The 20,142-nt window shown below is 68.4% G+C and carries 22 protein-coding genes; 17 read left to right on the top strand and 5 right to left on the bottom strand.

Annotated features, from left to right (window positions below; translation table 11 throughout):
- Positions 1-23 precede the first annotated feature (23 nt).
- The 6 genes from ectA (at position 24) to OG300_RS17815 (ending at position 4,935) form a co-directional block, all read left to right on the top strand.
- The gene (ectA, locus tag OG300_RS17840) at positions 24-560 is read left to right on the top strand and encodes a diaminobutyrate acetyltransferase (RefSeq protein ID WP_405497347.1); all 537 of its coding nucleotides are present in this window, start codon (positions 24-26) and stop codon (positions 558-560) included.
- Complete coding sequence (ectB, locus tag OG300_RS17835) at positions 557-1,828, top strand: diaminobutyrate--2-oxoglutarate transaminase (RefSeq protein WP_405497345.1); 1,272 nt, start codon at positions 557-559, stop codon at positions 1,826-1,828. Before ectA ends, ectB begins: the two co-directional genes overlap by 4 nt.
- A 1-nt stretch (position 1,829) precedes the next feature.
- Positions 1,830-2,219, top strand: coding sequence for an ectoine synthase (locus OG300_RS17830; protein WP_405497343.1), 390 nt, complete (start codon positions 1,830-1,832; stop codon positions 2,217-2,219).
- Between the two features lie 15 nt (positions 2,220-2,234).
- A complete protein-coding gene (thpD, locus tag OG300_RS17825) occupies positions 2,235-3,119 on the top strand; it encodes an ectoine hydroxylase (RefSeq protein ID WP_405497341.1) in 885 nt (294 codons plus the stop codon).
- Positions 3,120-3,367: 248 nt separating this feature from the next.
- The gene (locus OG300_RS17820; protein WP_405497339.1) at positions 3,368-3,775 is read left to right on the top strand and encodes a hypothetical protein; all 408 of its coding nucleotides are present in this window, start codon (positions 3,368-3,370) and stop codon (positions 3,773-3,775) included.
- An 83-nt stretch (positions 3,776-3,858) separates the two neighbouring features.
- Positions 3,859-4,935 (top strand): calcium:proton antiporter, encoded by a 1,077-nt coding sequence (locus tag OG300_RS17815; protein ID WP_405497336.1) that lies wholly within the window; start codon positions 3,859-3,861, stop codon positions 4,933-4,935.
- Here the strand turns inward: OG300_RS17815 and OG300_RS17810 are convergent.
- The 3 genes from OG300_RS17810 to OG300_RS17800 form a co-directional block, all read right to left on the bottom strand.
- The gene (locus OG300_RS17810; protein WP_405497333.1) at positions 4,932-5,060 is read right to left on the bottom strand and encodes a hypothetical protein; all 129 of its coding nucleotides are present in this window, start codon (positions 5,058-5,060) and stop codon (positions 4,932-4,934) included. The two genes, OG300_RS17815 and OG300_RS17810, sit on opposite strands and share 4 nt — an antisense overlap.
- The gene (locus tag OG300_RS17805; protein ID WP_405497331.1) at positions 5,060-5,458 is read right to left on the bottom strand and encodes a hypothetical protein; all 399 of its coding nucleotides are present in this window, start codon (positions 5,456-5,458) and stop codon (positions 5,060-5,062) included. Before OG300_RS17805 ends, OG300_RS17810 begins: the two co-directional genes overlap by 1 nt.
- Before the next feature lie 164 nt (positions 5,459-5,622).
- A complete protein-coding gene (locus OG300_RS17800) occupies positions 5,623-6,567 on the bottom strand; it encodes an oxygenase MpaB family protein (protein ID WP_405497329.1) in 945 nt (314 codons plus the stop codon).
- Positions 6,568-6,717: 150 nt separating this feature from the next.
- On the opposite strand from OG300_RS17800, the gene OG300_RS17795 reads away from it, so the two are divergent.
- Positions 6,718-7,359 (top strand): TetR/AcrR family transcriptional regulator, encoded by a 642-nt coding sequence (locus OG300_RS17795; protein WP_405497327.1) that lies wholly within the window; start codon positions 6,718-6,720, stop codon positions 7,357-7,359.
- Positions 7,360-7,389: 30 nt separating this feature from the next.
- Here OG300_RS17795 and OG300_RS17790 read toward each other — a convergent pair whose 3' ends face one another.
- Entirely contained in the window at positions 7,390-8,535 is a 1,146-nt protein-coding gene (locus tag OG300_RS17790; protein ID WP_405497325.1) for a PucR family transcriptional regulator, read from the bottom strand.
- A 184-nt stretch (positions 8,536-8,719) separates the two neighbouring features.
- Here OG300_RS17790 and OG300_RS17785 point away from each other — a divergent pair, with 184 nt between their 5' ends.
- The 7 genes from OG300_RS17785 to OG300_RS17755 all read left to right on the top strand — a co-directional run bounded on the left by OG300_RS17785 (position 8,720) and on the right by OG300_RS17755 (position 16,059).
- Positions 8,720-9,010 carry a hypothetical protein gene (locus OG300_RS17785; RefSeq protein WP_405497323.1) on the top strand — a complete coding sequence of 97 codons (291 nt, stop codon included), beginning with the start codon at positions 8,720-8,722 and terminating at the stop codon, positions 9,008-9,010.
- A gap of 127 nt (positions 9,011-9,137) precedes the next feature.
- Complete coding sequence (locus OG300_RS17780; RefSeq protein ID WP_405497321.1) at positions 9,138-10,529, top strand: cytochrome P450; 1,392 nt, start codon at positions 9,138-9,140, stop codon at positions 10,527-10,529.
- Complete coding sequence (locus tag OG300_RS17775; RefSeq protein WP_405497319.1) at positions 10,526-11,431, top strand: alpha/beta fold hydrolase; 906 nt, start codon at positions 10,526-10,528, stop codon at positions 11,429-11,431. The genes OG300_RS17780 and OG300_RS17775 overlap by 4 nt, the downstream gene beginning before the upstream one ends.
- Entirely contained in the window at positions 11,415-12,269 is an 855-nt protein-coding gene (locus OG300_RS17770; RefSeq protein ID WP_405497317.1) for an SDR family NAD(P)-dependent oxidoreductase, read from the top strand. Before OG300_RS17775 ends, OG300_RS17770 begins: the two co-directional genes overlap by 17 nt.
- A complete protein-coding gene (locus OG300_RS17765; protein WP_405497315.1) occupies positions 12,269-13,759 on the top strand; it encodes a flavin-containing monooxygenase in 1,491 nt (496 codons plus the stop codon). Before OG300_RS17770 ends, OG300_RS17765 begins: the two co-directional genes overlap by 1 nt.
- Before the next feature lie 35 nt (positions 13,760-13,794).
- Positions 13,795-14,412: a TetR/AcrR family transcriptional regulator gene (locus OG300_RS17760; RefSeq protein ID WP_405497313.1), complete on the top strand. Its 618-nt coding sequence runs from the start codon at positions 13,795-13,797 to the stop codon at positions 14,410-14,412.
- Between the two features lie 111 nt (positions 14,413-14,523).
- A complete protein-coding gene (locus tag OG300_RS17755) occupies positions 14,524-16,059 on the top strand; it encodes a DUF4185 domain-containing protein (RefSeq protein WP_405497311.1) in 1,536 nt (511 codons plus the stop codon).
- Between the two features lie 34 nt (positions 16,060-16,093).
- Here OG300_RS17755 and OG300_RS17750 read toward each other — a convergent pair whose 3' ends face one another.
- Positions 16,094-16,675 (bottom strand): helix-turn-helix domain-containing protein, encoded by a 582-nt coding sequence (locus OG300_RS17750; RefSeq protein WP_405497309.1) that lies wholly within the window; start codon positions 16,673-16,675, stop codon positions 16,094-16,096.
- Positions 16,676-16,756: 81 nt separating this feature from the next.
- Between OG300_RS17750 and OG300_RS17745 the strand changes: the two genes are divergently transcribed.
- From OG300_RS17745 to OG300_RS17735, 3 genes are all read left to right on the top strand, one after another.
- A complete protein-coding gene (locus OG300_RS17745) occupies positions 16,757-17,722 on the top strand; it encodes an NAD(P)/FAD-dependent oxidoreductase (RefSeq protein ID WP_405497307.1) in 966 nt (321 codons plus the stop codon).
- A 140-nt stretch (positions 17,723-17,862) separates the two neighbouring features.
- A complete protein-coding gene (locus tag OG300_RS17740) occupies positions 17,863-18,567 on the top strand; it encodes a response regulator transcription factor (RefSeq protein ID WP_405498580.1) in 705 nt (234 codons plus the stop codon).
- A complete protein-coding gene (locus OG300_RS17735) occupies positions 18,545-20,086 on the top strand; it encodes a sensor histidine kinase (RefSeq protein WP_405497305.1) in 1,542 nt (513 codons plus the stop codon). Before OG300_RS17740 ends, OG300_RS17735 begins: the two co-directional genes overlap by 23 nt.
- Positions 20,087-20,142: the final 56 nt, after the last annotated feature.

The raw sequence follows: 20,142 nt of genomic DNA, 5'->3' as shown, positions 1-20,142 counted from the left end.
TGCGTTGCAAAGCTGAATTGGTCATGCAGATTCCAATCAGCAAATTCGACGCGATATCCAAGCAAATCACCGAGATCCGGGAACCGCTCGTCGCCGACGGCGCGCGTATGTGGCAGATCGCCAAGGATTCCCGAGTACTGGACGCCAATTCCAGCTACGCCTACCTGCTGTGGTGCCGGGATTTCGCCGACACCTCCATGCTCGCCACCATCGACGGCGACCCGGCCGGATTCGTCATCGGCTACACCCGCCCGGCATTCCCACAGACGCTGTTCGTCTGGCAGGTCGCCGTCGACGAGACCTACCGCGGCCGCGGCCTGGGCGTCGGCATGCTCGACGCCCTGCTGGAAAGCCAAGGGCGACAAGGCGTCACCCAGTTGGAAACCACCATCTCGCCGGACAATTCGGCCTCGATAGCCATGTTCTCCGCGCTGGCCCGGCGACGTGGGGCGGCGATCACCCGCACCCCGCTGTTCACCGCCGGACAGTTCCCCGACGGGCACCAGCCCGAAGACCTGTACCGCATAGCACCAGTCACCGATCAGGAGGAATGGCGATGACTCTGCCGGAAATGACGGTTTTCTCGGAGCTCGAATCGAACGTCCGCGGCTACTGCCGCTCATGGCCCACGGTGTTCGACACCGCGTCGGGCTCCTGGCTGCGCGACGAGACCGGCCGCGAATACCTCGACTTCTTCGCGGGCGCGGGCGCACTCAACTACGGGCACAACCATCCGGTGCTCAAGACGGCGCTGCTGGACTACATCGCCCGCGACGGCATCACCCACGGCCTCGACATGTCCACCACCGCCAAGCGCGAGCTGCTGGAAACGTTGCGCGACAAGCTGTTGCGGCCGCGCGGCCTCGACTACAAGGTGCAGTTCCCCGGACCCACCGGCGCGAACGCGGTGGAGGCGGCGCTGAAGCTGGCCCGCAAGGTGACCGGGCGCACCGAGATCCTCAACTTCACCAACGCTTTTCACGGCATGACCCTGGGCGCGCTGTCGGTGACCGGCAATGCCGCCAAGCGGGCGGGCGCGGGAGTTCCCCTGCAGCACGCCACCTCGATGCCGTTCGACGGCTATCTGTCCGGCGCCGAGGACGAATCGTTCGAGTGGATGGAACGAGTCCTCGACGACACCTCGTCGGGGCTCGACAGCCCGGCCGCCGTCATCGTCGAGACCGTGCAGGGCGAGGGCGGGGTCAACCTCGCGGGCGTGGAGTGGCTGCGCAAGCTCTCGGCGCTGTGCTCGGCCCGCGAGATCTTGCTCATCGTCGACGACGTGCAGATGGGCTGCGGTCGCACCGGCCCGTTCTTCTCCTTCGAAATCGCCGGCATCACACCGGATATCGTGACGCTGTCGAAGTCGATCGGCGGCTACGGGCTGCCGATGGCGCTGGTGCTGTTCAAGCCGGAACTCGACGTGTGGGCTCCCGGCGAGCACAACGGCACCTTCCGCGGCAACAACCCGGCCTTCGTCACCGCGACCGCCGCCCTGAACCACTTCTGGTCCGACGACAGCCTCGAAATCGCCACGCTCGCCAAGGGCGAACGCATCGAGCGGGCGCTGGCGGGGATGATCGCCGACAACGAGGGTCTCTCGGCCCGCGGGCGCGGCCTGGTGCAGGGCGTGGTCTTCGACGACGCGTCCCTGGCCAGCAAGGTGTGCGCGGCCGCCTTCCAGCGCGGACTGCTGGTGGAGACCGCCGGACCCGAGGACGAGGTGGTGAAACTGCTTCCGCCGCTGACCATCTCGGACGCCGATCTCGATCACGGTCTGGAAGTGCTGGCCGCGTCCATGGACGTGGTGTGCGGCGGGGGGTGCTGAGATGATCGTGCGCACCACCGCCGAGATCACCGACACCGAGCGTGACGTGGCCGGGACCGGCTGGCGCAGCAAGCGCATCGTGCTGGGCGGCGACGGGGTCGGCTTCTCCTTCCACGAGACCACCATCGACGCCGAGTCCGTCCACGAATTCCACTACCGCCACCATGTCGAAGCGGTGTGGCTGGTCGAGGGCGAGGGCACCCTGGTCGACCTCGAGCATGGCGTCAGCTACGAGCTGGCCCCCGGCTCCATGTACCTGCTCGACGGCCACGAATCGCACCGTCTGTTCGCCCGCACCCGGATGCGCATGCTGTGCGTGTTCAATCCGCCGGTGACCGGGCAGGAGGTTCACGACGAGCACGGGGTGTACCCGCTCGTCGCCGTCGACTGAGTCAGGAGGCTCCGAATGTCCTTGTCCGACAACCCCCGCATCGACCGGTACCGCACCCGGACCACCGTCGGCACCCCGGTGATCGACCGCGACGCCCCCACCGTGTGGGGCGAGATCGGCGACCCGGTCCTGTCCGGCTTCGACAACGACGGGTACGCCGTCGTCGACGAGCTGCTCGACCCGCTCGAGGTCGCCGACCTGAGCAGCGAAATCGACCGCCTGACAGTCGATCCCGAGCTGCTGCCGGACCAGCGGGTGATCATCGAACCCGCCTCGAACGAGGTGCGGTCGATCTTCGACATCCATCGCATCAGCGAGTCGATCGGAAACCTGGTGCGGGAGAGCCGGATCGCGGGCCTGGCCCGCCAGCTCCTCGGTTCCGACGTGTACCTGCACCAGAGCCGTGTCAACCGGATGCCCGGCTTCGCGGGCTCCGGGTTCTACTGGCACTCGGATTTCGAGACCTGGCACGCCGAGGACGGCATGCCCACCCCGCGCGCGGTGAGCCTGTCGATCGCGCTGACCGACAACTTCGCGTTCAACGGCAGCCTCATGCTGATGCCGGGTTCGCACCGCACCTTCGTGCCGTGTCAGGGCGAGACCCCGCCCGACCACTATCGGGATTCGCTGCGCGAGCAGGAGCTGGGCGTGCCCTCGCGCGAGCACATCACCGAGCTGGCCAACAAACACGGCATCACCCAGTTCACCGGGAAGGCCGGGGCGGGGCTGCTGTTCGACGCGAACATGATGCACGGCTCGTCGGCCAACATCACCCCGTTCCCGCGCGCGAATCTGTTCCTCGTGTTCAACAGCGTCGAGAACACCCTGCTCGAGCCGTTCTCGGCACCGCATCGGCGGCCGGAGTACATCGCGAATCGCGACTTCGCACCGCTGCTGTAGTCGTCGACGCCCCCTCGAGGTGGGGCGTCGCGCCCGGGCGGGCAGAACGGAGTCGGGCCCGCCTGCTCCACCCGGGCGCGGCGCTCCACCTCGAATCGTATTCCGATGATGTTAGAAGTGTCTGCCCTCACAGGAGCGGCGATAAATCGGCTCTGAGCTGCACAAATAGGCCAACTCGTCGCACCGGGTAGAACGTTTGTGTTCCATTCTGATTTGAGAACGTTTCAATTTCCCTCTACCTTTGAGGCATGCGGAACACCATCGACGTACATCCGGCTCGCCGCGATCTCGCCGCGGGCGTCTCCCTGGGTGCCGGTGCCCTGCTGCTGATGATCGCCGCGGCGTCGATCCTGCAGGGGATCTCGGCGGTCGCCGATCGCGCGCCCTACATCGTCGGCGCGGACTACGTCTACGACCTGACCACCACCGGCTGGGGCTGGATCCACATCGCCCTCGGTCTGCTGCTGGCCGGTGCCGCGCTCGGTCTGCTGCGCGGCCGTGCCTGGGCGCGCGAGGCGACCGTGACGCTGGCGTCGCTGTCCATGCTCGCCAACTTCCTGTGGCTGCCCTACGAAACCGCCTGGGCCGTACTGATCATCGCGCTGAACGTGGTCGTGATCTGGGCCGTCACCAGCTGGAAGCCCGCCTACGAATAGCCGGTTGCGCAGCGCCGCAACAGCTTTCGTCGACGCTGCCACCGCCGCCGCGCGGTGGCTCGCCCGAACCGTATGGGAATGCCTTGCTCCTCAGCAGAATCCGCCCGACCGTCGTACTACCGCTGATCGCGCTCGCGGTGCTCGTGGGTGTGTGGGGGCGGGAACTGTCACTGCTCGCCGACATCCCGCTGTTCATGCTGCTGTTCGGTGCGGTGCTGGCCGCGGTGCACCACGCGGACGTGGTGGCGCACCGGGTCGGTGAACCGTTCGGCGCGCTGGTGCTGGCCGTCGCGGTCACCGTGATCGAGGTCGGGTTGATCCTGACCCTCATGGTGTCGGCGGGGGACAAGGCCGCCACGCTGGCCCGCGACACCGTCTTCGCGGCCGTCATGATCACCTGCAACGGCATCTTCGGACTGGCCCTGCTGGTCGGCGCGCTGCGCCGCCGGGTCGCCGTCTTCAACTCCGAGGGCACCGGCGCGGCCCTGGCCACCGTCGCCACCCTGGCCACCCTGAGCCTGGTGCTGCCGACCTTCACCACCAGTCAGCCCGGCCCCCGATTCTCGCCCGCGCAACTGGGATTCGCGGCCGTCGCCTCCCTGGTCCTCTACGGCTGCTTCGTGGCCATGCAGACCGTGCGCCACCGCGAGGACTTCCTGCCCGTCGAACCCGGCGGCAACGACGTCACCGGTGAGCGCCCCGGCCTGCGCGCCGCCTGGACCAGCCTGGTCCTGCTGATCGTGGCCCTGGTCGGCGTGGTCGGGCTGGCCAAGGCGGTATCCCCGGCCATCGAATCCGGAGTCGAAGCGGCCGGATTGCCGCGTGCCGCAGTCGGTGTCGTGATCGCGCTGCTGGTGCTGCTGCCCGAGGCGCTGTCCGCGGTCCGCGCCGCGCGCGGCGGCCGCGTCCAGGTCAGCCTGAATCTGGCCCTGGGTTCCGCGATGGCCAGCATCGGTCTCACCATCCCCGCCATCGCGGTCGCCTCGATCTGGCTCGATTCCCCGCTGGTGCTCGGCCTCGGCCCCACCGAGATGGTGCTGCTGGCCATCACCGTCATCGTCGGCCTGCTCACCGTGGTCCCCGGCCGCGCCACCCCGATGCAGGGCGTGGTGCACCTGTCGCTGTTCTCCGCCTTCGTCTTCCTGGCGGTCGCGCCCTAGCCGGTCGCCGGGACCTCGACGGGCCGGGCACGGAGTTCCCGATAGCCGAGGATGCCGGAGATCGCGTAGGCCACGGTGAGCGCCAGCCCGCCGACCCCCGCGACCGCCAGCAGCACCGGCGTCATCACAGCATCCCTTCGCCGATCTTGCGCCGGAATCTGCGGTTGCGCCGCTCCTCGCTCTCGACGGGGCGCTCGTGGGCCGGGGTGCGGCGCTCCACGGCGCGGCGTTCGCGCTCGGCGGCTTCCTCGAGCAGCTGCAACATGGGTACTTCGGCGAGTGCGTCCTTCGTGGCGGCGCGGTCGACGTCGCTGCGGGTGAGCAGTCCGGCCGCGATCAGTCCCTCCACCGGGTTCGCGCCATAGGCTCGGGCCAGTTCGATGACGGTGTCGGCGACCGGGGGATCGGACTCTTCCAAATGGCGCTTGACCCGCGGTCCATTGGAGTCGAGGCGCTCGGCGATGGCGCGGGTGCTGGCCCCGCGCGTCACGGTTCGTTTCCAAGCGTCGAACGCTTGCCTCATCGCATCATCCTCGGCTCGATCGGTGCGTTCGTCCGCGCCCGAGCCTAGCCCGATGATCACTTCCGTTCAATCACGCAACGCTGGTGTTCCAGGCCCGGACGCGCGAAAACGGCACCCGGCCGGGGCGAGTAGCCCGGCGCGGATGCCGTTTCGTGGGTGCCGACTCAGCTGGCGGCGGAGATATTGCGACGGCCTCGGGTGCCGTACAACTCGCGCCCTTCGGCCGGTGTCCGCGTTTCGAGAGTGGCCGGGAGACCGGACCTCTGGTGCGAATCCAGGATCTGACCCGCCATCGGGGCGATGATCGGCGCGGCCATGATCAGGCCCTTCTTGCCGAAAAGGGTGAACAGCCACACCAGGATTCGCGCCGCCGGGCGGACCAGCAGGTCCACGATGCGGGGCCGGTCGAACTGGCCGAGCTTCCGCATCCACTTGGGCAGGGTCGCGATGGACGCGAACGACAGCAGTCGCGCGCCGAGTGCGTAGGTCCAGCCCGCGCCGTTCTTGGGCGAGGTGAACAACATCTGGTGCATGCCCGCCTGCGCGCGCTCGGAGGTGCACAGCCGCGCCCGCACCTGCGCGTAGTACTCGCGCACGCCCTCACGGGTGACGGGCACGTCCTCCGGCTTGCAGGTCTGCAGTTCGGCGGCGACCCGGCATTCCTGCCAGAAGCGCTGCTCCTCCTCGGGAGTCAGTCCGGGACCGAACATCTCGTAGGCCTTGAGCACCGAGTGCCAGCCGGTGATGTGGATCCACAGCTGGGTTTCGGGATTGTTGGGGCTGTAGCGCTGCCCGCTGATCGGCTCGATGCCGGTCGACTTGGCGTGGATCGTCATCAGGTGTTCCGACGCCTGGATGGCGGTGCGGGTGTCGCCGATGGCCACGATCAGGAAGTACGCGAAGGTGGCGTCGAGACGGTGGCGCGGATCGGAGTAGATCTTGGCGGTGTCGCTGACCGAGGCGGTCAGGAACGGATCGAAGAACTCGAGGGCGACCGCGCGCTGAAAGCCGATCACCGCGGTGGGCGAGGTCCACACCTTCCAACTCGGCGAGTCGGGGCCGAAGAAGCCGTAGTCGTCGCGGCGGAGGGTGGTCGGATCGAAGGTCACTGGGGCTCCTCTGCATGTTCGATCCCATTGAATATGACGCCACCGTAGCAATTACTCGCTTCGAATACAACGGTGGCGTATCTTTGACCCGGACCGGCACGGAACCCCGTGGCCGGGATGACAGAATGGGCCGGTGAAGGTGAGGCGGCAGTGAGCAAACCGGGTGTGGCGGCCGAGCGGCCGCGTCGGCGCTACGCACCACGCCTGCCCCCCGAGCAACGCCGCGCCCAACTCCTCGACGCCGCCTTCGCCGTCCTGGAGAAGGCCGAACTGCACGAGCTCAGCATGGAGGCCGTCGCGCAGGAGGCCGGTGTCGGAAAACCGGTGCTGTACACCGTGTTCAAGACCCGCGCCGAACTCGTCGCCGCCCTGCTCGAACGCGAACGCGAACGCGCCCTCGACCAGGTCGCCGACACCCTGCCCACCGATCTGCTCGGCGCGGACCCGGTGGTCGCCGCGTCCGCGACCGTCGAGGCGTTCGTCGATGTGGCGCTGCGCAATCCGACCCGCTGGCGACTGCTGCTCTCGGGTCCCGGCAACGCCCCAGACGAATACCGCGAGGCCATTCGCAGCTCGCGTGCGGGCATCTTCGATCAGGCCGAGGCGTTGGTGCGGATCGGCCTGGCCATCGACTCTCGTTGGGCCGGAGTCGATTCCGGCCTGCTCACCAACTCACTGCTCACCATTGCCGAGATGCTGGGCCGATTGGCGGTCAGCGAACCGGAGGGCTATCCGCGCGAACGCATCGAGGGCTTCGTGCAGGCGATCGTGCGACTGCTGGTCGTCGGCTGATCGAAATCGGTGCTCCGCGAACGGGAGTGCTCAGTCCTGCGCCAGCTGCCGCGCGACCCGGGCCCCCATCAGCGTCGAGATCCCGGCCGGAGTCTGCGGGTCGTACCCGGTCAGCTCCGCGATCCGGGACAGCCGATAGGTCACCGTGTTGCGGTGCACCGACAGTTCTCGCGCCGCGCCGTTCTGGTTGAACTGCTGCAGGATGAACACCTCGAGGGTCTCGGCGAGCACCGGCTGACCGTCGAGTGGATCCAGGATGCGCCGCAGATTCTTCGCCGCGCTCGAGGTCGCGATGGCGTACTCGAACACCAATTCCTCACGGCGGCAGAACATTCGAGGCCAGCGCAGGGCGCGCCCGGTCTCCGCGAGCACCCGCGCCTCGGCGAACGCCTCCGGCAACCCGTCCCGGCTCGCGGCCGAAACCCCCACCCACAGTGGCGGTTTCGAGGTCGGGGTGCGGGGTGTGAGAATGTCGGTGAGGCTGTGCACGGCCGCGTTCTCGTCGGCCGCGGACCGCAGCGGCAGCAGGGTGGTCCAGCCGCCGCTGTCGCGATAGAGGAAGCTGCCCGCGATCCCGTTGAGCCGCCGCCTCAATTCGGTGAGGATGCCGGGTTGCGCGTCGCCGAGCCGGATCACCGCCACCACATAGGCGTCCACGATCGCGACCGTCGCGTCCTCGGCCCACTCGTAGGGGTCACCGCCGGTGAGCAGCGCCTCGGCCACGGCCCGATGCTGCTCGATGCGGTCGTAGCGGGACTGCCGCACATCGTCGACGCAGGCGTCGGCGATCCGCGCGGTCATCAGCGCCACGTACTGGGCCAGCCGGAACGCGGTGTCGGCGGCGGTGATCGCGTCCGCCTGCTCGACCTCGCCGACCACGTGACTCCAGATGAAACCGAGCCCGACCCGGTAGTTGGTGAGCGCCTCGGCCATCGGCATGCCGTCGCGGACCAGGGTGACCGCCCGCGTGATCAGCGGTTCGGTATCGGTCTCGGCGGGTTCCTCGCCGGTGCCCGCGAACCGGAAGAACAGGTCCACGTTCAGTTGCGCGGCGGGAATGAAGTCGGCGTCCATCATGGATTTCGGCAGCGCGTCATAGGGCGGGGCACCGGCCGCGAAGTTCGCGATCAGCGCCACCGCCCTGCGGTGCCATCTTTCGATGGCGGTCTCCACCATGAGACCTCCCGTTCAGCCCCCCGACAGACTGTGACGATAGCGAAGTCCGCGGCGGGCGCGGTCGGGCACCGCTGAATCGGCGCGTGTCCGGGATGTCCGATTGTCGAAATCCTTACGCAACTCGCCGGGTTCGGGGCCGTCGAAAGTCGTTCCGGCAAACCGATAGCGGGACTACCATTCGCGCATGACGGTTGGCACTCACCTGCCCAAATCCGACACGCTCTTCGATCTCGACGTGTGGCTGCATCGATGGCCCGCCAGTGTGTACGCCACCGAATTGCATTACGGCGTACTGGTTTTCACCGGCTGTGACCAGTTCGACGAGCGCGACGTGGAGATCGCCCAGCGTACCTATCCGGGGCGGCGCATTCTGCTCGGCGCTACCGGCAAACTCGAGGTGCACCCCGCGGGGGAGGGGCCACCGCTGTCGATCTACGACCCCGCGCATCCGGCGCGTTCGATGCCGCCGCTCTAGCGGGAACTCGCACTCTCACGGCGTCGAGCCGAGTCGCTCTCCGCCTGGAAAGTGACGCTTGCCACACCCTGGTACGTCGGCGTACCGTGCTGTTGGTACGCAGAGGTACCAGGCTGGGAGATGGCGCATGAGCACAGTGAGATTGCCCGACGGACCGACGACACCCGCCTTCGTGCAGGGCGTGGAGATCCTGGCCGGTCGCACCCGGGCCTGGCGACGACTACACCGCCGCTACGGCTCGGCCTTCGTGGTGAGCATGCCGCGCTTCGGACCCACCGTGGTGCTCTCCGACCCGGCCGAAGTCAAGGCGCTGTTCACCACGCACACCGACCTGGTCGACAATATCGACGCCAACCTCGGCCAATTCCTCGGTCCCGGTTCACTGTTCGCCAAGCGCGGCGAGAACCATCGCCGCGAACGCAAACTGCTCACGCCACCGTTCCACGGCCGCCGCCTCACCGTGTACGAGGCGCTGATCGAGGAGGAGGCCGTCCGCGAGATGGCCACCTGGCCCTCGGGCACCGAGTTCGCGACCATGGACTCGATGATGCGGATCACCCTCAACGTGATCCTGCGTGCCGTCTTCGGAGCCGAGGGTGCCGAATTCGACCGCTTGCGCACGCTGCTGCCGAAACTGGTGCTCGTGGGCTCCGCGCTGGCCGCGATTCCGGTGCCGCGCAAGTTCTTCGGCCGCTACGGCCCGTGGGCACGCTTCGCCGCCCACCGCGACCGGTACGACGCGATCGTCACCCGCCTCATCGAGCGCGCCGCCGCCGACCCGGATCTCGCCGAGCGTGACGACGTGCTGGCCATGCTGCTGCAGGCCCGCTACGACGACGGTTCGGCCATGACCCACAGCGAGATCGCCGACGAGCTGCTCACGCTGCTGACCGCCGGGCACGAGACCACCGCCACCTCACTGTCGTGGACCATCGAACGCCTGCGACGGCATCCGGACATCCTCGAGCGCCTGGTCACCGAGGCCGACGCCGGCGGCTCCGAACTGCGCGAGGCGACCCTGCTGGAAACCCAGCGGGTGCGCCCGGTCATCGACTCCACCATCCGCAAGGTCCGCGCCGATTCCGTACAGCTGGGCCGCTGGACGCTGCCGCGCGGCCAGCACGTGATCGTCAGCATCCGGCTCATGCACGACAACGCCGAACTGTTCACCGATCCAAGGGCTTTCAACCCGGACCGGTTCCTCGGCAAGCGGCCCGGCACCTTCAGCTGGATTCCGTTCGGCGGCGGGGCGCGTCGCTGCATCGGCGCGGCCTTCGCGACCATGGAGATGAACGTCGTGCTGCGCACGCTGCTGCGCGATTTCACCCTGGAGACCACCGACGCGCCCGACGAACGCGCCCATTTCCGCGGCGTCGCACTGGTTCCCGCGAAGAAGGGCCGAGCCGTGGTCTACCGGCGTCCACCTCGAGAGGCAGTGCGCGACCTCGATACCGCGCACAGCGAGAACGTCGCGGCCGGCGAAACCACCGGCGCGCGTAGCGAAGAGGTGACGGCATGACCGAACAGCTCGCCGATGTGGGTCGCGGGATTCACCTCGCCTACGAACGCCGTGGCGCGGGCGGTGTCCCGCTGCTGCTCGTCGCCGGACTCGGGCAGCAGCTGCACGAGTGGCACGACGGCCTGATCGACCTGCTGGTGGAACGCGGCTACGACGTGGTCCGATTCGACAATCGCGACGTCGGCCACTCCACGCACGCCGGATTCCGCCCGCCCGGCCCCCTCGACCTGGCCCGCAAGCGCTGGAGCCCCGAACAATACGATCTCGGCGACCTGGCCCTCGACACCGTCGGCCTGCTCGACGAATTGCGCTGGGAAGCAGCACATCTGGTCGGCATGTCGATGGGCGGCATGATCGCGCAGACGGTTTCGGCCCGCTACCCGAGCCGGGTGCTGTCGCTTACTTCGATCTTCTCCACCACCGGCGCGGCCCGCGTCGGCCGCCCGGCGCTGTCCACCTGGGCGCGCATGTTCGGCAAGCCCGCGCGCACCCGCGAGGAGCACGTCGACTCCGCCGTGCGCATGTACCGCCACATCGGTTCCGCCGGTTACCCGTTCGACGAGCCCCGCCTGCGCGCCACCGCCGGGACCACCTGGGATCGTGACCCGCGTCCGGCGGCGGGCGTGGGCCGTCAGCTCGCCGGAATCATCAAGTCCGGCGATCGAACTCGCGAACTCGCCGCCGTGGCCGCGCCTACCCTGGTGTTGCACGGCGATCGTGACCGCATGGTCAACCCGACCGGCGGCGTGGTCACCGCGCGCGCCATTCCGGGCGCCCGCGCGCAGACCCTGCCCGGTATGGGACACGACCTGCCCGCCGCCCTGTGGCCGACCTTCGCCGACCTCATCGACACCCATATCCGCACCGTCGATTCCAGGAGTTCCGATGCCCCGAACCTCTAGACCCCTCTCCGGCCACCCGGTCATGATCACCGGCGCGGCCTCCGGAATCGGTCGCGGGCTGGCCCGATTGCTGTCTCGCCGTGGGTCTCCGGTGGCGATCGCCGATATCGACGCGGCCGGGTTGAAGGAGACGGCCGAGAGCCTGCACGGCCCGGTGCTCACCCGCGTGCTCGACGTCCGCGACGCCGCCGACCAGCTGGCCTTCGCCGCCGAGGTGAAGCAGTGGCTGCCCGCCCCGCTGGCCGCGGTGTTCAACAATGCCGGTGTCGCGGTGTCCTCCTCGGTGCTCGACACCGTGCCCGAGGACGACGAATGGCTGCGGCAGATCAACTTCGACGGCGTGGTGAACGGGACCCGCGCGTTCCTGCCGCTGCTGGTGGCGCAGGACAGCGGCGTGATCGTCAATACCTCGAGTGTCTACGGCCTGGCCGGAATGCCGTACCAAAGTGCCTACTGCGCGGCGAAATTCGCGGTGCGCGGCTTCACCGACGCGCTGCGGCAGGAACTGCGGGGGACCGGCGTCTCGGCGGTCAACGTGCATCCGGGCGGCATCACCACCAATATCGCGCGCAACGGGCGGGTCCGGAAGGATCCGGAGGGCAAGGGGCGCACCCACGAGCAGATGGCCGCCGAGTTCGAGGCCATGACCATCACGTCGCCGGAGAAGGCGGCCGAAATCATCTGCCGCGGAGTCGAACGCGGTAAGGCGCGCATCCTGGTCGGACCCGACGCACACCTGTTCGACGTGCTCACCCGGGTGACGCCGACGCACTACTTCGACGTGCTGGCCGTGGTGATGAACGCGGCCCGCGCCCGCGGGTCGAAGGGGGCGAAGTGATGACCGAGCATGTCGACGTGCTGATCGTCGGGGCCGGACTCTCCGGCATCGGCGCGGCCCACCACCTCCAGAGTGCCCTTCCCGCAAAGAGTTACGCGATCCTCGAGGCCCGCGAAGCCATGGGCGGCACCTGGGATCTGTTCCGCTATCCGGGCGTGCGCTCCGACTCCGACATGCACACCCTGGGCTACCGCTTCCGCCCGTGGGTGGCGTCGGAGGCCATCGCCGACGGTCCGGCCATTCTCGACTACATTCGCGACACCGCCGCCGAAGCAGGAATCGAGCAGCGAATCCGCTACGGGCACAAGGTGACCGGTGCGTCCTGGTCGTCGGAGGAGGCCCGCTGGACCGTCGGCTTCACCCGCGACGGTGTCGCCTCCACCCTGACCTGTGACTTCCTCTACCTGTGCAGTGGCTACTACCGCTACGACCAGGGCTTCACCCCGGACTTCGCCGGAATGGACGATTTCACCGGGCAACTCGTGCACCCGCAGCACTGGCCCACCGAACTCGATTACGCCGGAAAGCGTGTCGTGGTGATCGGCAGCGGCGCGACGGCCGTAACCCTGGTCCCGGCCATGGCCAAGAGCGCCGGGCACGTCACCATGCTGCAACGCTCACCCACCTACATCCTGACGGTCCCGACCGCCGACGGCATCGCCACCAAACTGCGAGAACTATTGGGCGACAAGCGCGCCTACGCCGTCACCCGGTGGAAGAACGTCGCCGTCAGCACCCTGATCTACCAGCTCTCGCGGCGCCGCCCGCAGATGATGCGCAAGTTCTTCCGCAACCTCGCCATCAAACAGCTGCCCGAGGGCTACGACGTCGACACCCATTTCAAACCGGTCTACAACCCGTGGGATCAGCGCCTGTGCCTGGTGCCCAACGGTGACCTGTTCCGGGCGATCCGCGATGGCAGCGCCTCGGTGGCCACCGACCGCATCGAGCGCTTCACCCCCGAGGGCCTGCGCCTGGAATCCGGTGCCGAACTGCCCGCCGACATCGTGGTCACCGCAACCGGATTGGATCTGCTCGCCCTCGGCGGCATCGCGCTGACCGTGGACGGCCGCGAGATCCGCCCGCCCGACACCATGGCCTACAAGGGCATGATGCTCAGCGGTGTCCCGAACTTCGCGTTCACCATCGGCTACACCAACGCGTCCTGGACGCTGAAGGCCGACCTGGTCGCCGAATTCGTGTGCCGGTTGTTGCGGCACATGGACACTCACGGCTACGACCAGTGCACGCCGTGGCCGGACCCGCGGGTCACCACCGCGCCGCTGCTCGACTTCGAGGCGGGTTACGTGCTGCGCGCCATCGACAGCTTCCCCAAGGCCGGTTCGCGGGCGCCGTGGCGGCTGGGCATGAACTACGCGCAGGACGTGATCACGCTGCGGCACGGCCGGATCGAGGACGACACCATGCGCTTCACCCGCCGGTCGGTGGCCGCCGCGCGCGACCGCGGGCCCGAACAGGTCACCGCCTGATCCCGGGCGGTGGCGGAGAAACTACGCTGATGCTCGTGACCCGCGCCGATTCCGCCACCAGCGCCGAACCCGCCGCCGACTCCGGTTTCCGGCAGCGGCTCTTCGACGCCATGGCCGACGCGGTGCGCGAGCGCGGCTACAAGGACACCACGGTCGCCGACGTGGTCCGGCACGCCCGGACCTCGCGGCGCACCTTCTACGAGCATTTCGCCGACAAGCAGGACTGTTTCATCTCGCTGCTGACCGAACGCAACAACGAGACGATCGACCAGATCTATGCCGCCGTCGACGTCACCGCGGCCTGGGACATCCAGATCCATCAGGCGATCGAGGCCTGGATCGGGGTGTCGCGCATCGACACCTCCATCACGCTGGCCTGGATCCGCGACACCCCGGCCCTGGGCGAGGCCGCCCGGCAGTTGCATCGCGACGCGGCGGAGGCGTTCATCGCGCTGATCCAGAACCTCACCGCGACACCGGAATTCCAGTCCGCGGGCCTGCATCCGCCGACCCGGCAGATGGCCACCATCCTCTTCGGCGGCTTCCGGGAGCTGATCGCCTCCACCGTCGAGGACGGGCGCGACATCACCGAGATCATCGATGTGGCGGTGGAAACCGCACTGGCCCTGATCGGCCCGAGAATCCGCGCCTAGCCGTGGCGTCCACGAATGACGGATCGGCCGACCGATCCGTGTCGAGCCGCGATCCGGGTGGGCAGCGGCTAGGGTGATCGCGTCGATCTTGCGCGAGGAGTCTCATCACCCATGGGAATTCGATCCCAGTCACGTTCCAACCGGACCGGATTCACCGCGGTGCTCGTCTTCGCGAGCACGACCAGCGTGAGTGCTGTCCTGCTGCCCGCCGCACCCGCCACCGCCGACGCCTATCCGTGGGCGCCCGCGCCGGTGAACAGTTGTGGCGAAGCCGGCTTCGATCCGCTCAACCGCAAGCCGGATCCGGCCGCGCCGCAGGAGAATCCGACGATCAGGATCGGCGTGCCGGTTCCGCAGATCGTGACCGTCCAGGTGCCGGGCCCCAAACCCGACAACACCCGCGTCGATTCCACCGCACTGCCCGCCGATCCGTGTGCGGCACCGTGCCCCGAGATCCGTGACAATCCGACCCCGACGCCGGCCGCCGCGCCCGGCGGCGGCAGTGTCGCGATCCCGCAGGTCGAGATCACCACCGAAGCCGAGCCGATTCCCATCCCGGTGCCCGGCGGCGAACCGCCCGAACCCCAGCCGTCACCGGTCGCCAACCCCCAACCGGCCGCTCCCGCACCGGTTTCCGCGCCCGTCCCCGCGCCGCAGCTGGACTCGGTCGAGCTGGTGAACCAGGTGACCGGACACGGATCCATCAACCGCACCGACACCCGCTGGTCGGTCGACGGCACCGACCTCGGGCTGATGTGGGAGACCAAGCCCGGTCAGGTCGCGGTCGTGTTCGGCGACACCTTCGGCAAGGGCTGGCAGCCCGGCGGAGCGGGCACCGACAAGCAGGACTGGCGCAGCAATGTGGTCGCCTACAGCAGCGGCCACGACCTGTCGCAGGGCCTGGTGCTCGACGACTTCGTGCAGAACACCCCCTGCCACGCCGCCGAGGTCCTCGACAGCCGCAAGATCAAGAACTTCGAGACCACCACCATCCCGACCTCCGGATTCGCGGTCGGGGACCGGCAGTACCTGACCTACATGTCGGTCAACCGCTGGAGCCGCATCCCCGGCATGTGGTGGACCAACCTGGGCGGCATCGCCTGGTCCGACGACGACGGCCGCACCTGGACCAAATCCCAATGGGCCCGCTGGGACAACCTCTTCGGCGTCGGCCGCTTCCAGGTCGCCACCATGGTCCCGCACGGCGACTACGTCTACATGTTCGGCACCCCCAACGGTCGCCTCGGCGTAATCGGCCTGGCCCGAGTGCCTTCCGGCGAGGTCCTCAACAAATCCGCCTACCAGTACTGGATCGACGGCACCTGGGTCCCCGCCGACGGCGCCAACGAATTACTGGCCACCCCTTTGGTTTCCGGCACCGCCAGCGAACTGTCCATCCGCTACGACGAGGAATCCGCCCAGTGGCAGATGGTCTACCTCGACGTCACCAAGGGCAAGATCGTCCTGCGCACCGCCGCCGACCCCCAGGGCACCTGGAGCGACCCGGTGCCGCTGCTCAGCACCGACGACTACCCGACCGCCTACGGCGGCTTCATGCACCCCTGGTCCTCGGGCAAGGACCTGTACTTCACCGTCTCGGCCTGGAACAGCTACAACGTCTACCTGATGCATGCGAAACTGAAGTGACACAACCTCTTTCGAGGCGCTGAGCGGTTTTCGCTCAGCGGTCCTTCGGTTTGGCGCGGAGGTGGGCGCGTTCGCCCTGTTTGCCGAAGAGGCTGAGGAATTCGACGGGTTCGTCGTCGGCGGCGCCGAACCAATGGGGTTCGCGGGTGTCGAATTCGGCGGCCTCGCCCGGGCCGAGGATCAGATCGTGCGGGCCGAGGACCACGCGCAGGCGGCCGTTGAGGACGTAGAGCCATTCGTAGCCCTCGTGGGCCTGCGGGTTGGGTTCGTCGCGGCCGGGGCGCGGCTCGAGGACCAGCTTGTAGGCCTGGATGCCGCCGACGCGGCGGGTCAGCGGCAGCATCTGCATGCCGTGGCGGGTGACGGGCCGCATGTGCACGCGTGGATCGCCGGTCTGCGGGGCGTCCACCAGTTCGTCGAGGGTCACGTTGTGGGCGCGGGCCAGTGGCAGCAATTGTTCGAGGGTGGGCCGTCGCGCGCCCGACTCCAGCCGTGACAGCGTGCTCACCGAGATGCCGGTGGTGGCCGACAGCTCGGCCAGGGTGGTCTCCCGCTGCCGTCGCAGCTCCTTGAGCCGCGGGCCCACCCCTTCCAGGGCCTTGTCGATATCGTCCATCCTGGTATTTTGCCAGAACGGCAACGAATGTTGCCACGTTCGCTGCCGGACGGGCATGGTCGTTGCCAGGAGGTGGTCCCCATGACCGATGAGCTGAACAGCACTTATGACGTGATCGTGGTCGGCGGCGGCGCGGCCGGATTGAACGGCGCCCTGATGCTGGCCCGCGCCCGCCGCAGCGTGGCCGTGATCGACGCGGGCGAACCCCGCAACGCCCCCGCCGACGGCGTACACGGCCTTTTCGCCCGGGAAGGCACCCCGCCCGCCGAGCTCGTGGCCCGCGGCCGCGAAGAGGTGCGCGGTTACGGCGGCCACGTCATCGACGCCCGGGTGAGCGAACTCGCCCGCACCGCGGACGGTTTCACCGTCACCCTGGCCGACGGTCGCACCGCGCGGGCCCGCCGCCTGCTGGTCACCACCGGCGTGGTCGACGAACTGCCCGACATCCCCGGCCTGCGCGAACACTGGGGTCACGATCTCGTGCACTGCCCCTACTGCCACGGCTACGAGGTCCGCGATCGCCCGATCGGCGTACTGGGCCTGGGCCCCATGGGAATTCACATCGCGCAGCTCTTCCGGCAGTGGAGCCCCGACATCACCTACTTCGCCCACACCGCCAACCCGCCCAACGAGGAGCAGGCGGAACAGATGGCGGCCAGGGGAATTCGCATCGTCACCGGTGAGATCGAAGCCATCGAATCCGCCGAAGGCCACATCACCGGCGTACGCCTCACCGACGGCACGGTGGTGCCCCGCGAGATCCTCGCCGCTCCCACCCGCATGGTGGCGCGCGCCGACCTGCTCCCCGCCCTCGGCTTGAACCCGGTCGAACACCCCTCCGGCGCAGGCGAATACATCGCCGCGGACCCATTCGGTCGTACCGACATCCCCGGTGTCTGGGTGGCGGGCAACCTCACCGACGTCAGCGCCCAGGTGGGTGCCGCGGCGGCCGGCGGAGCGATGGCCGGAGCCCACATCAACGCCGACCTGGTGACCGAGGACACCCGCCTCGCCGTCGAGGCGCATCGCAGCCTCGCCGGAGTCTGATCGTCCCGAAGCCGCCGCAGTTGTGCCGCCGCACTCACAGCGGGCGCACAGCTGCGGCATAGCAATCCCGTAGTAACCGGGGCGAGGGTGGAAGAATGCCTACGGTGAACACGGGAAACAGTCCGATCGAGCGCGTGGTGATGCGGCGTGCCGACGGCAGCCCGATCACCGTGCTGGTCGTCGACGACGAACCGGCGCTGGCCGAACTGGTGTCGATGGCACTGCGGTACGAGGGCTGGAACGTCGTCACTGCCGGCGACGGGCAGACCGCGCTCACCCGGGCGCGGGAGACGCGGCCGGATGTGGTCGTGCTGGATGTGATGCTGCCGGACATGACCGGGCTCGAGGTCCTCGGCAAACTGCGCCGCGAGATTCCGACGCTGCCCGTGCTGCTGCTCACCGCGAAGGATTCCCTCGAGGATCGGATCGCGGGGCTGACCGCGGGCGGGGACGACTACGTCACCAAGCCGTTCAGCATCGAGGAGGTCGTGCTGCGGTTGCGTGCACTGCTGCGGCGCACCGGGGTGACCAGTGCGGACACCGGCGCGCAGATCGTGGTCGGCGATCTGGTGCTCGACGAGGACAGCCACGAGGTGACGCGTGCGGGCGCGGAGATCGTGCTCACCTCCACCGAATTCGAGCTGCTGCGCTTCTTCATGCGCAACCCGAAGCGGGTGTTGAGCAAGGCGCAGATCCTCGACCGGGTGTGGAGCTACGACTTCGGCGGCCGCTCCAACATCGTCGAACTGTACGTCTCATACCTGCGCAAGAAGGTCGACAGCGGACGCGAACCGATGATCCACACCCTGCGCGGCGCCGGATATGTCCTCAAGCCCGGGAACTGAGCGCACGCGGACGCGGCGACTGTCGCTGCGTGCCCGCCTGCTCGTCGGGCAAGTGCTGCTGCTGGTGACCGTGGTGATCGGTGTCGGCATCGTGACCGAGCTTGCGCTGCAACAGTTCCTGGTGCATCAACTCGATTCGAGCCTCCTGGAATTCGAGAAGCGTTCGCTCGCCGACTCCGGCGGGGGAGCGTTGATCGGACCGCCGCCCGACGGCGGGCCGAACTCGCCCGTGCCACCGCCACCGGATTCCTCGACGACCACCGGACCCGGACCGAGCTTCCTCAATCGCTTCGGGACACAACCGGATACGATCGGCGCGCTGATCGGTGCCGACAAATCCGTTGCGGCAGGCAAGATCCACGCAGACGGCTCCCAGACGGCGTTGTCCGACAAGGCCCGTCAGCAACTCGGAGCCGTCGCGCCCGGCAAGACGGTCACCGTGAACATCGACGGCCAGGGCCGCTACCGAGTGACGGCATCCACCACATGGTCGGGCAAAACCGTTGTCACCGCGCTGCCTTTGTCCTCTGTCGAGGCGATCCTCATGCGGGTCCTACTGATCCTGCTGATCGTCACAGTCGTCGTCCTGCTCATCGCCATCACCGTCGGTGTCTGGCTCATCCGCCGCGCCCTCGACCCCCTGGACCGTGTCGCCGCCACCGCCGCCCGCGTCGCCGATCTCCCCCTCGATCGCGGCGAAGTGGCTCTGCCCGTGCGTGTTCCAGCCGAGGACAGCGATCCCCGCACCGAAGTCGGCCGCCTCGGCGCGGCCCTCAACAGCATGCTCGACCACATCTCCGCCGCCCTGTCCTCGCGCCACGACAGCGAAACCCGCGTCCGCCAATTCCTCGCCGACGCCAGCCACGAACTGCGCACCCCCCTCGCCGCCATCCGCGGCTATGCCGAACTGGCACAACGCAAACGCGACGAAGTCCCTCCCGACGTAGCCAACGCCATGAGCCGCGTCGACTCCGAATCCCGCCGCATGACCACCCTCGTCGAAGACATGCTCCTGCTGGCCCGCCTAGACTCCGGCCGCGCCCTGGAACACACCTCCGTCGACCTCACCCAACTGACTGTGGACGCGGTCAGCGACGCCCACATCGCGGGCCCGGACCTCAACTGGGACTTGGAACTTCCCGACGAGCCTGTGGTCGTTGAAGGCGACGCCGCCCGCCTACACCAGGTGCTTTCGAACCTACTCGCCAACGCCCGCAATCACACTCGACCCGGAACCACGGTCGTCACCGCACTGACCGAGGACGGCCGCGGGGGAGCAGTCTGGCGAATCACCGACGACGGCCCCGGAATCCCCGCCGACCTACTCCCCGAAGTCTTCGAACGCTTCGCCCGAGGCGACTCCTCGCGCTCCCGCCGAGCAGGCAGCACCGGCCTCGGCCTCGCCATCGTCGCCGCCGTCGTGAAGGCGCACAACGGCGACATCCAGGTCGAAAGTGCCCCGGGCTGCACCGAATTCACGGTGCGTCTGCCCGGATCGGCTGGCGCCGGGCCAGCATGAAGATCAGGGCGAACAGCGCGACAACAGCGAGACTCGAGGTCAGCTCACCGCCGCGC

Origin of the sequence: Nocardia sp. NBC_00511 (genome assembly GCF_045161165.1) — a bacterium.
GTDB lineage: Bacteria > Actinomycetota > Actinomycetes > Mycobacteriales > Mycobacteriaceae > Nocardia.
The sequence above is the reverse complement of the archived record's forward strand: the minus strand, read 5'-3'. Positions and strand labels throughout refer to the sequence as shown.

What these genes read in the sequence shown, in the direction of transcription:
- ectA (WP_405497347.1), top strand. Translation starts at nt 24, where the DNA reads ATGCAGATTCCAATCAGCAAATTCGACGCGATATCCAAGCAAATCACC.
- ectB (WP_405497345.1), top strand. Translation starts at nt 557, where the DNA reads ATGACTCTGCCGGAAATGACGGTTTTCTCGGAGCTCGAATCGAACGTC.
- OG300_RS17830 (WP_405497343.1), top strand. Translation starts at nt 1,830, where the DNA reads ATGATCGTGCGCACCACCGCCGAGATCACCGACACCGAGCGTGACGTG.
- thpD (WP_405497341.1), top strand. Translation starts at nt 2,235, where the DNA reads ATGTCCTTGTCCGACAACCCCCGCATCGACCGGTACCGCACCCGGACC.
- OG300_RS17820 (WP_405497339.1), top strand. Translation starts at nt 3,368, where the DNA reads ATGCGGAACACCATCGACGTACATCCGGCTCGCCGCGATCTCGCCGCG.
- OG300_RS17810 (WP_405497333.1), bottom strand. Translation starts at nt 5,060, where the DNA reads ATGACGCCGGTGCTGCTGGCGGTCGCGGGGGTCGGCGGGCTGGCGCTC.
- OG300_RS17805 (WP_405497331.1), bottom strand. Translation starts at nt 5,458, where the DNA reads ATGAGGCAAGCGTTCGACGCTTGGAAACGAACCGTGACGCGCGGGGCC.
- OG300_RS17790 (WP_405497325.1), bottom strand. Translation starts at nt 8,535, where the DNA reads ATGGTGGAGACCGCCATCGAAAGATGGCACCGCAGGGCGGTGGCGCTG.
- OG300_RS17785 (WP_405497323.1), top strand. Translation starts at nt 8,720, where the DNA reads ATGACGGTTGGCACTCACCTGCCCAAATCCGACACGCTCTTCGATCTC.
- OG300_RS17780 (WP_405497321.1), top strand. Translation starts at nt 9,138, where the DNA reads ATGAGCACAGTGAGATTGCCCGACGGACCGACGACACCCGCCTTCGTG.
- OG300_RS17775 (WP_405497319.1), top strand. Translation starts at nt 10,526, where the DNA reads ATGACCGAACAGCTCGCCGATGTGGGTCGCGGGATTCACCTCGCCTAC.
- OG300_RS17770 (WP_405497317.1), top strand. Translation starts at nt 11,415, where the DNA reads ATGCCCCGAACCTCTAGACCCCTCTCCGGCCACCCGGTCATGATCACC.
- OG300_RS17765 (WP_405497315.1), top strand. Translation starts at nt 12,269, where the DNA reads ATGACCGAGCATGTCGACGTGCTGATCGTCGGGGCCGGACTCTCCGGC.
- OG300_RS17755 (WP_405497311.1), top strand. Translation starts at nt 14,524, where the DNA reads ATGGGAATTCGATCCCAGTCACGTTCCAACCGGACCGGATTCACCGCG.
- OG300_RS17750 (WP_405497309.1), bottom strand. Translation starts at nt 16,675, where the DNA reads ATGGACGATATCGACAAGGCCCTGGAAGGGGTGGGCCCGCGGCTCAAG.
- OG300_RS17745 (WP_405497307.1), top strand. Translation starts at nt 16,757, where the DNA reads ATGACCGATGAGCTGAACAGCACTTATGACGTGATCGTGGTCGGCGGC.
- OG300_RS17740 (WP_405498580.1), top strand. Translation starts at nt 17,863, where the DNA reads ATGCGGCGTGCCGACGGCAGCCCGATCACCGTGCTGGTCGTCGACGAC.
- OG300_RS17735 (WP_405497305.1), top strand. Translation starts at nt 18,545, where the DNA reads ATGTCCTCAAGCCCGGGAACTGAGCGCACGCGGACGCGGCGACTGTCG.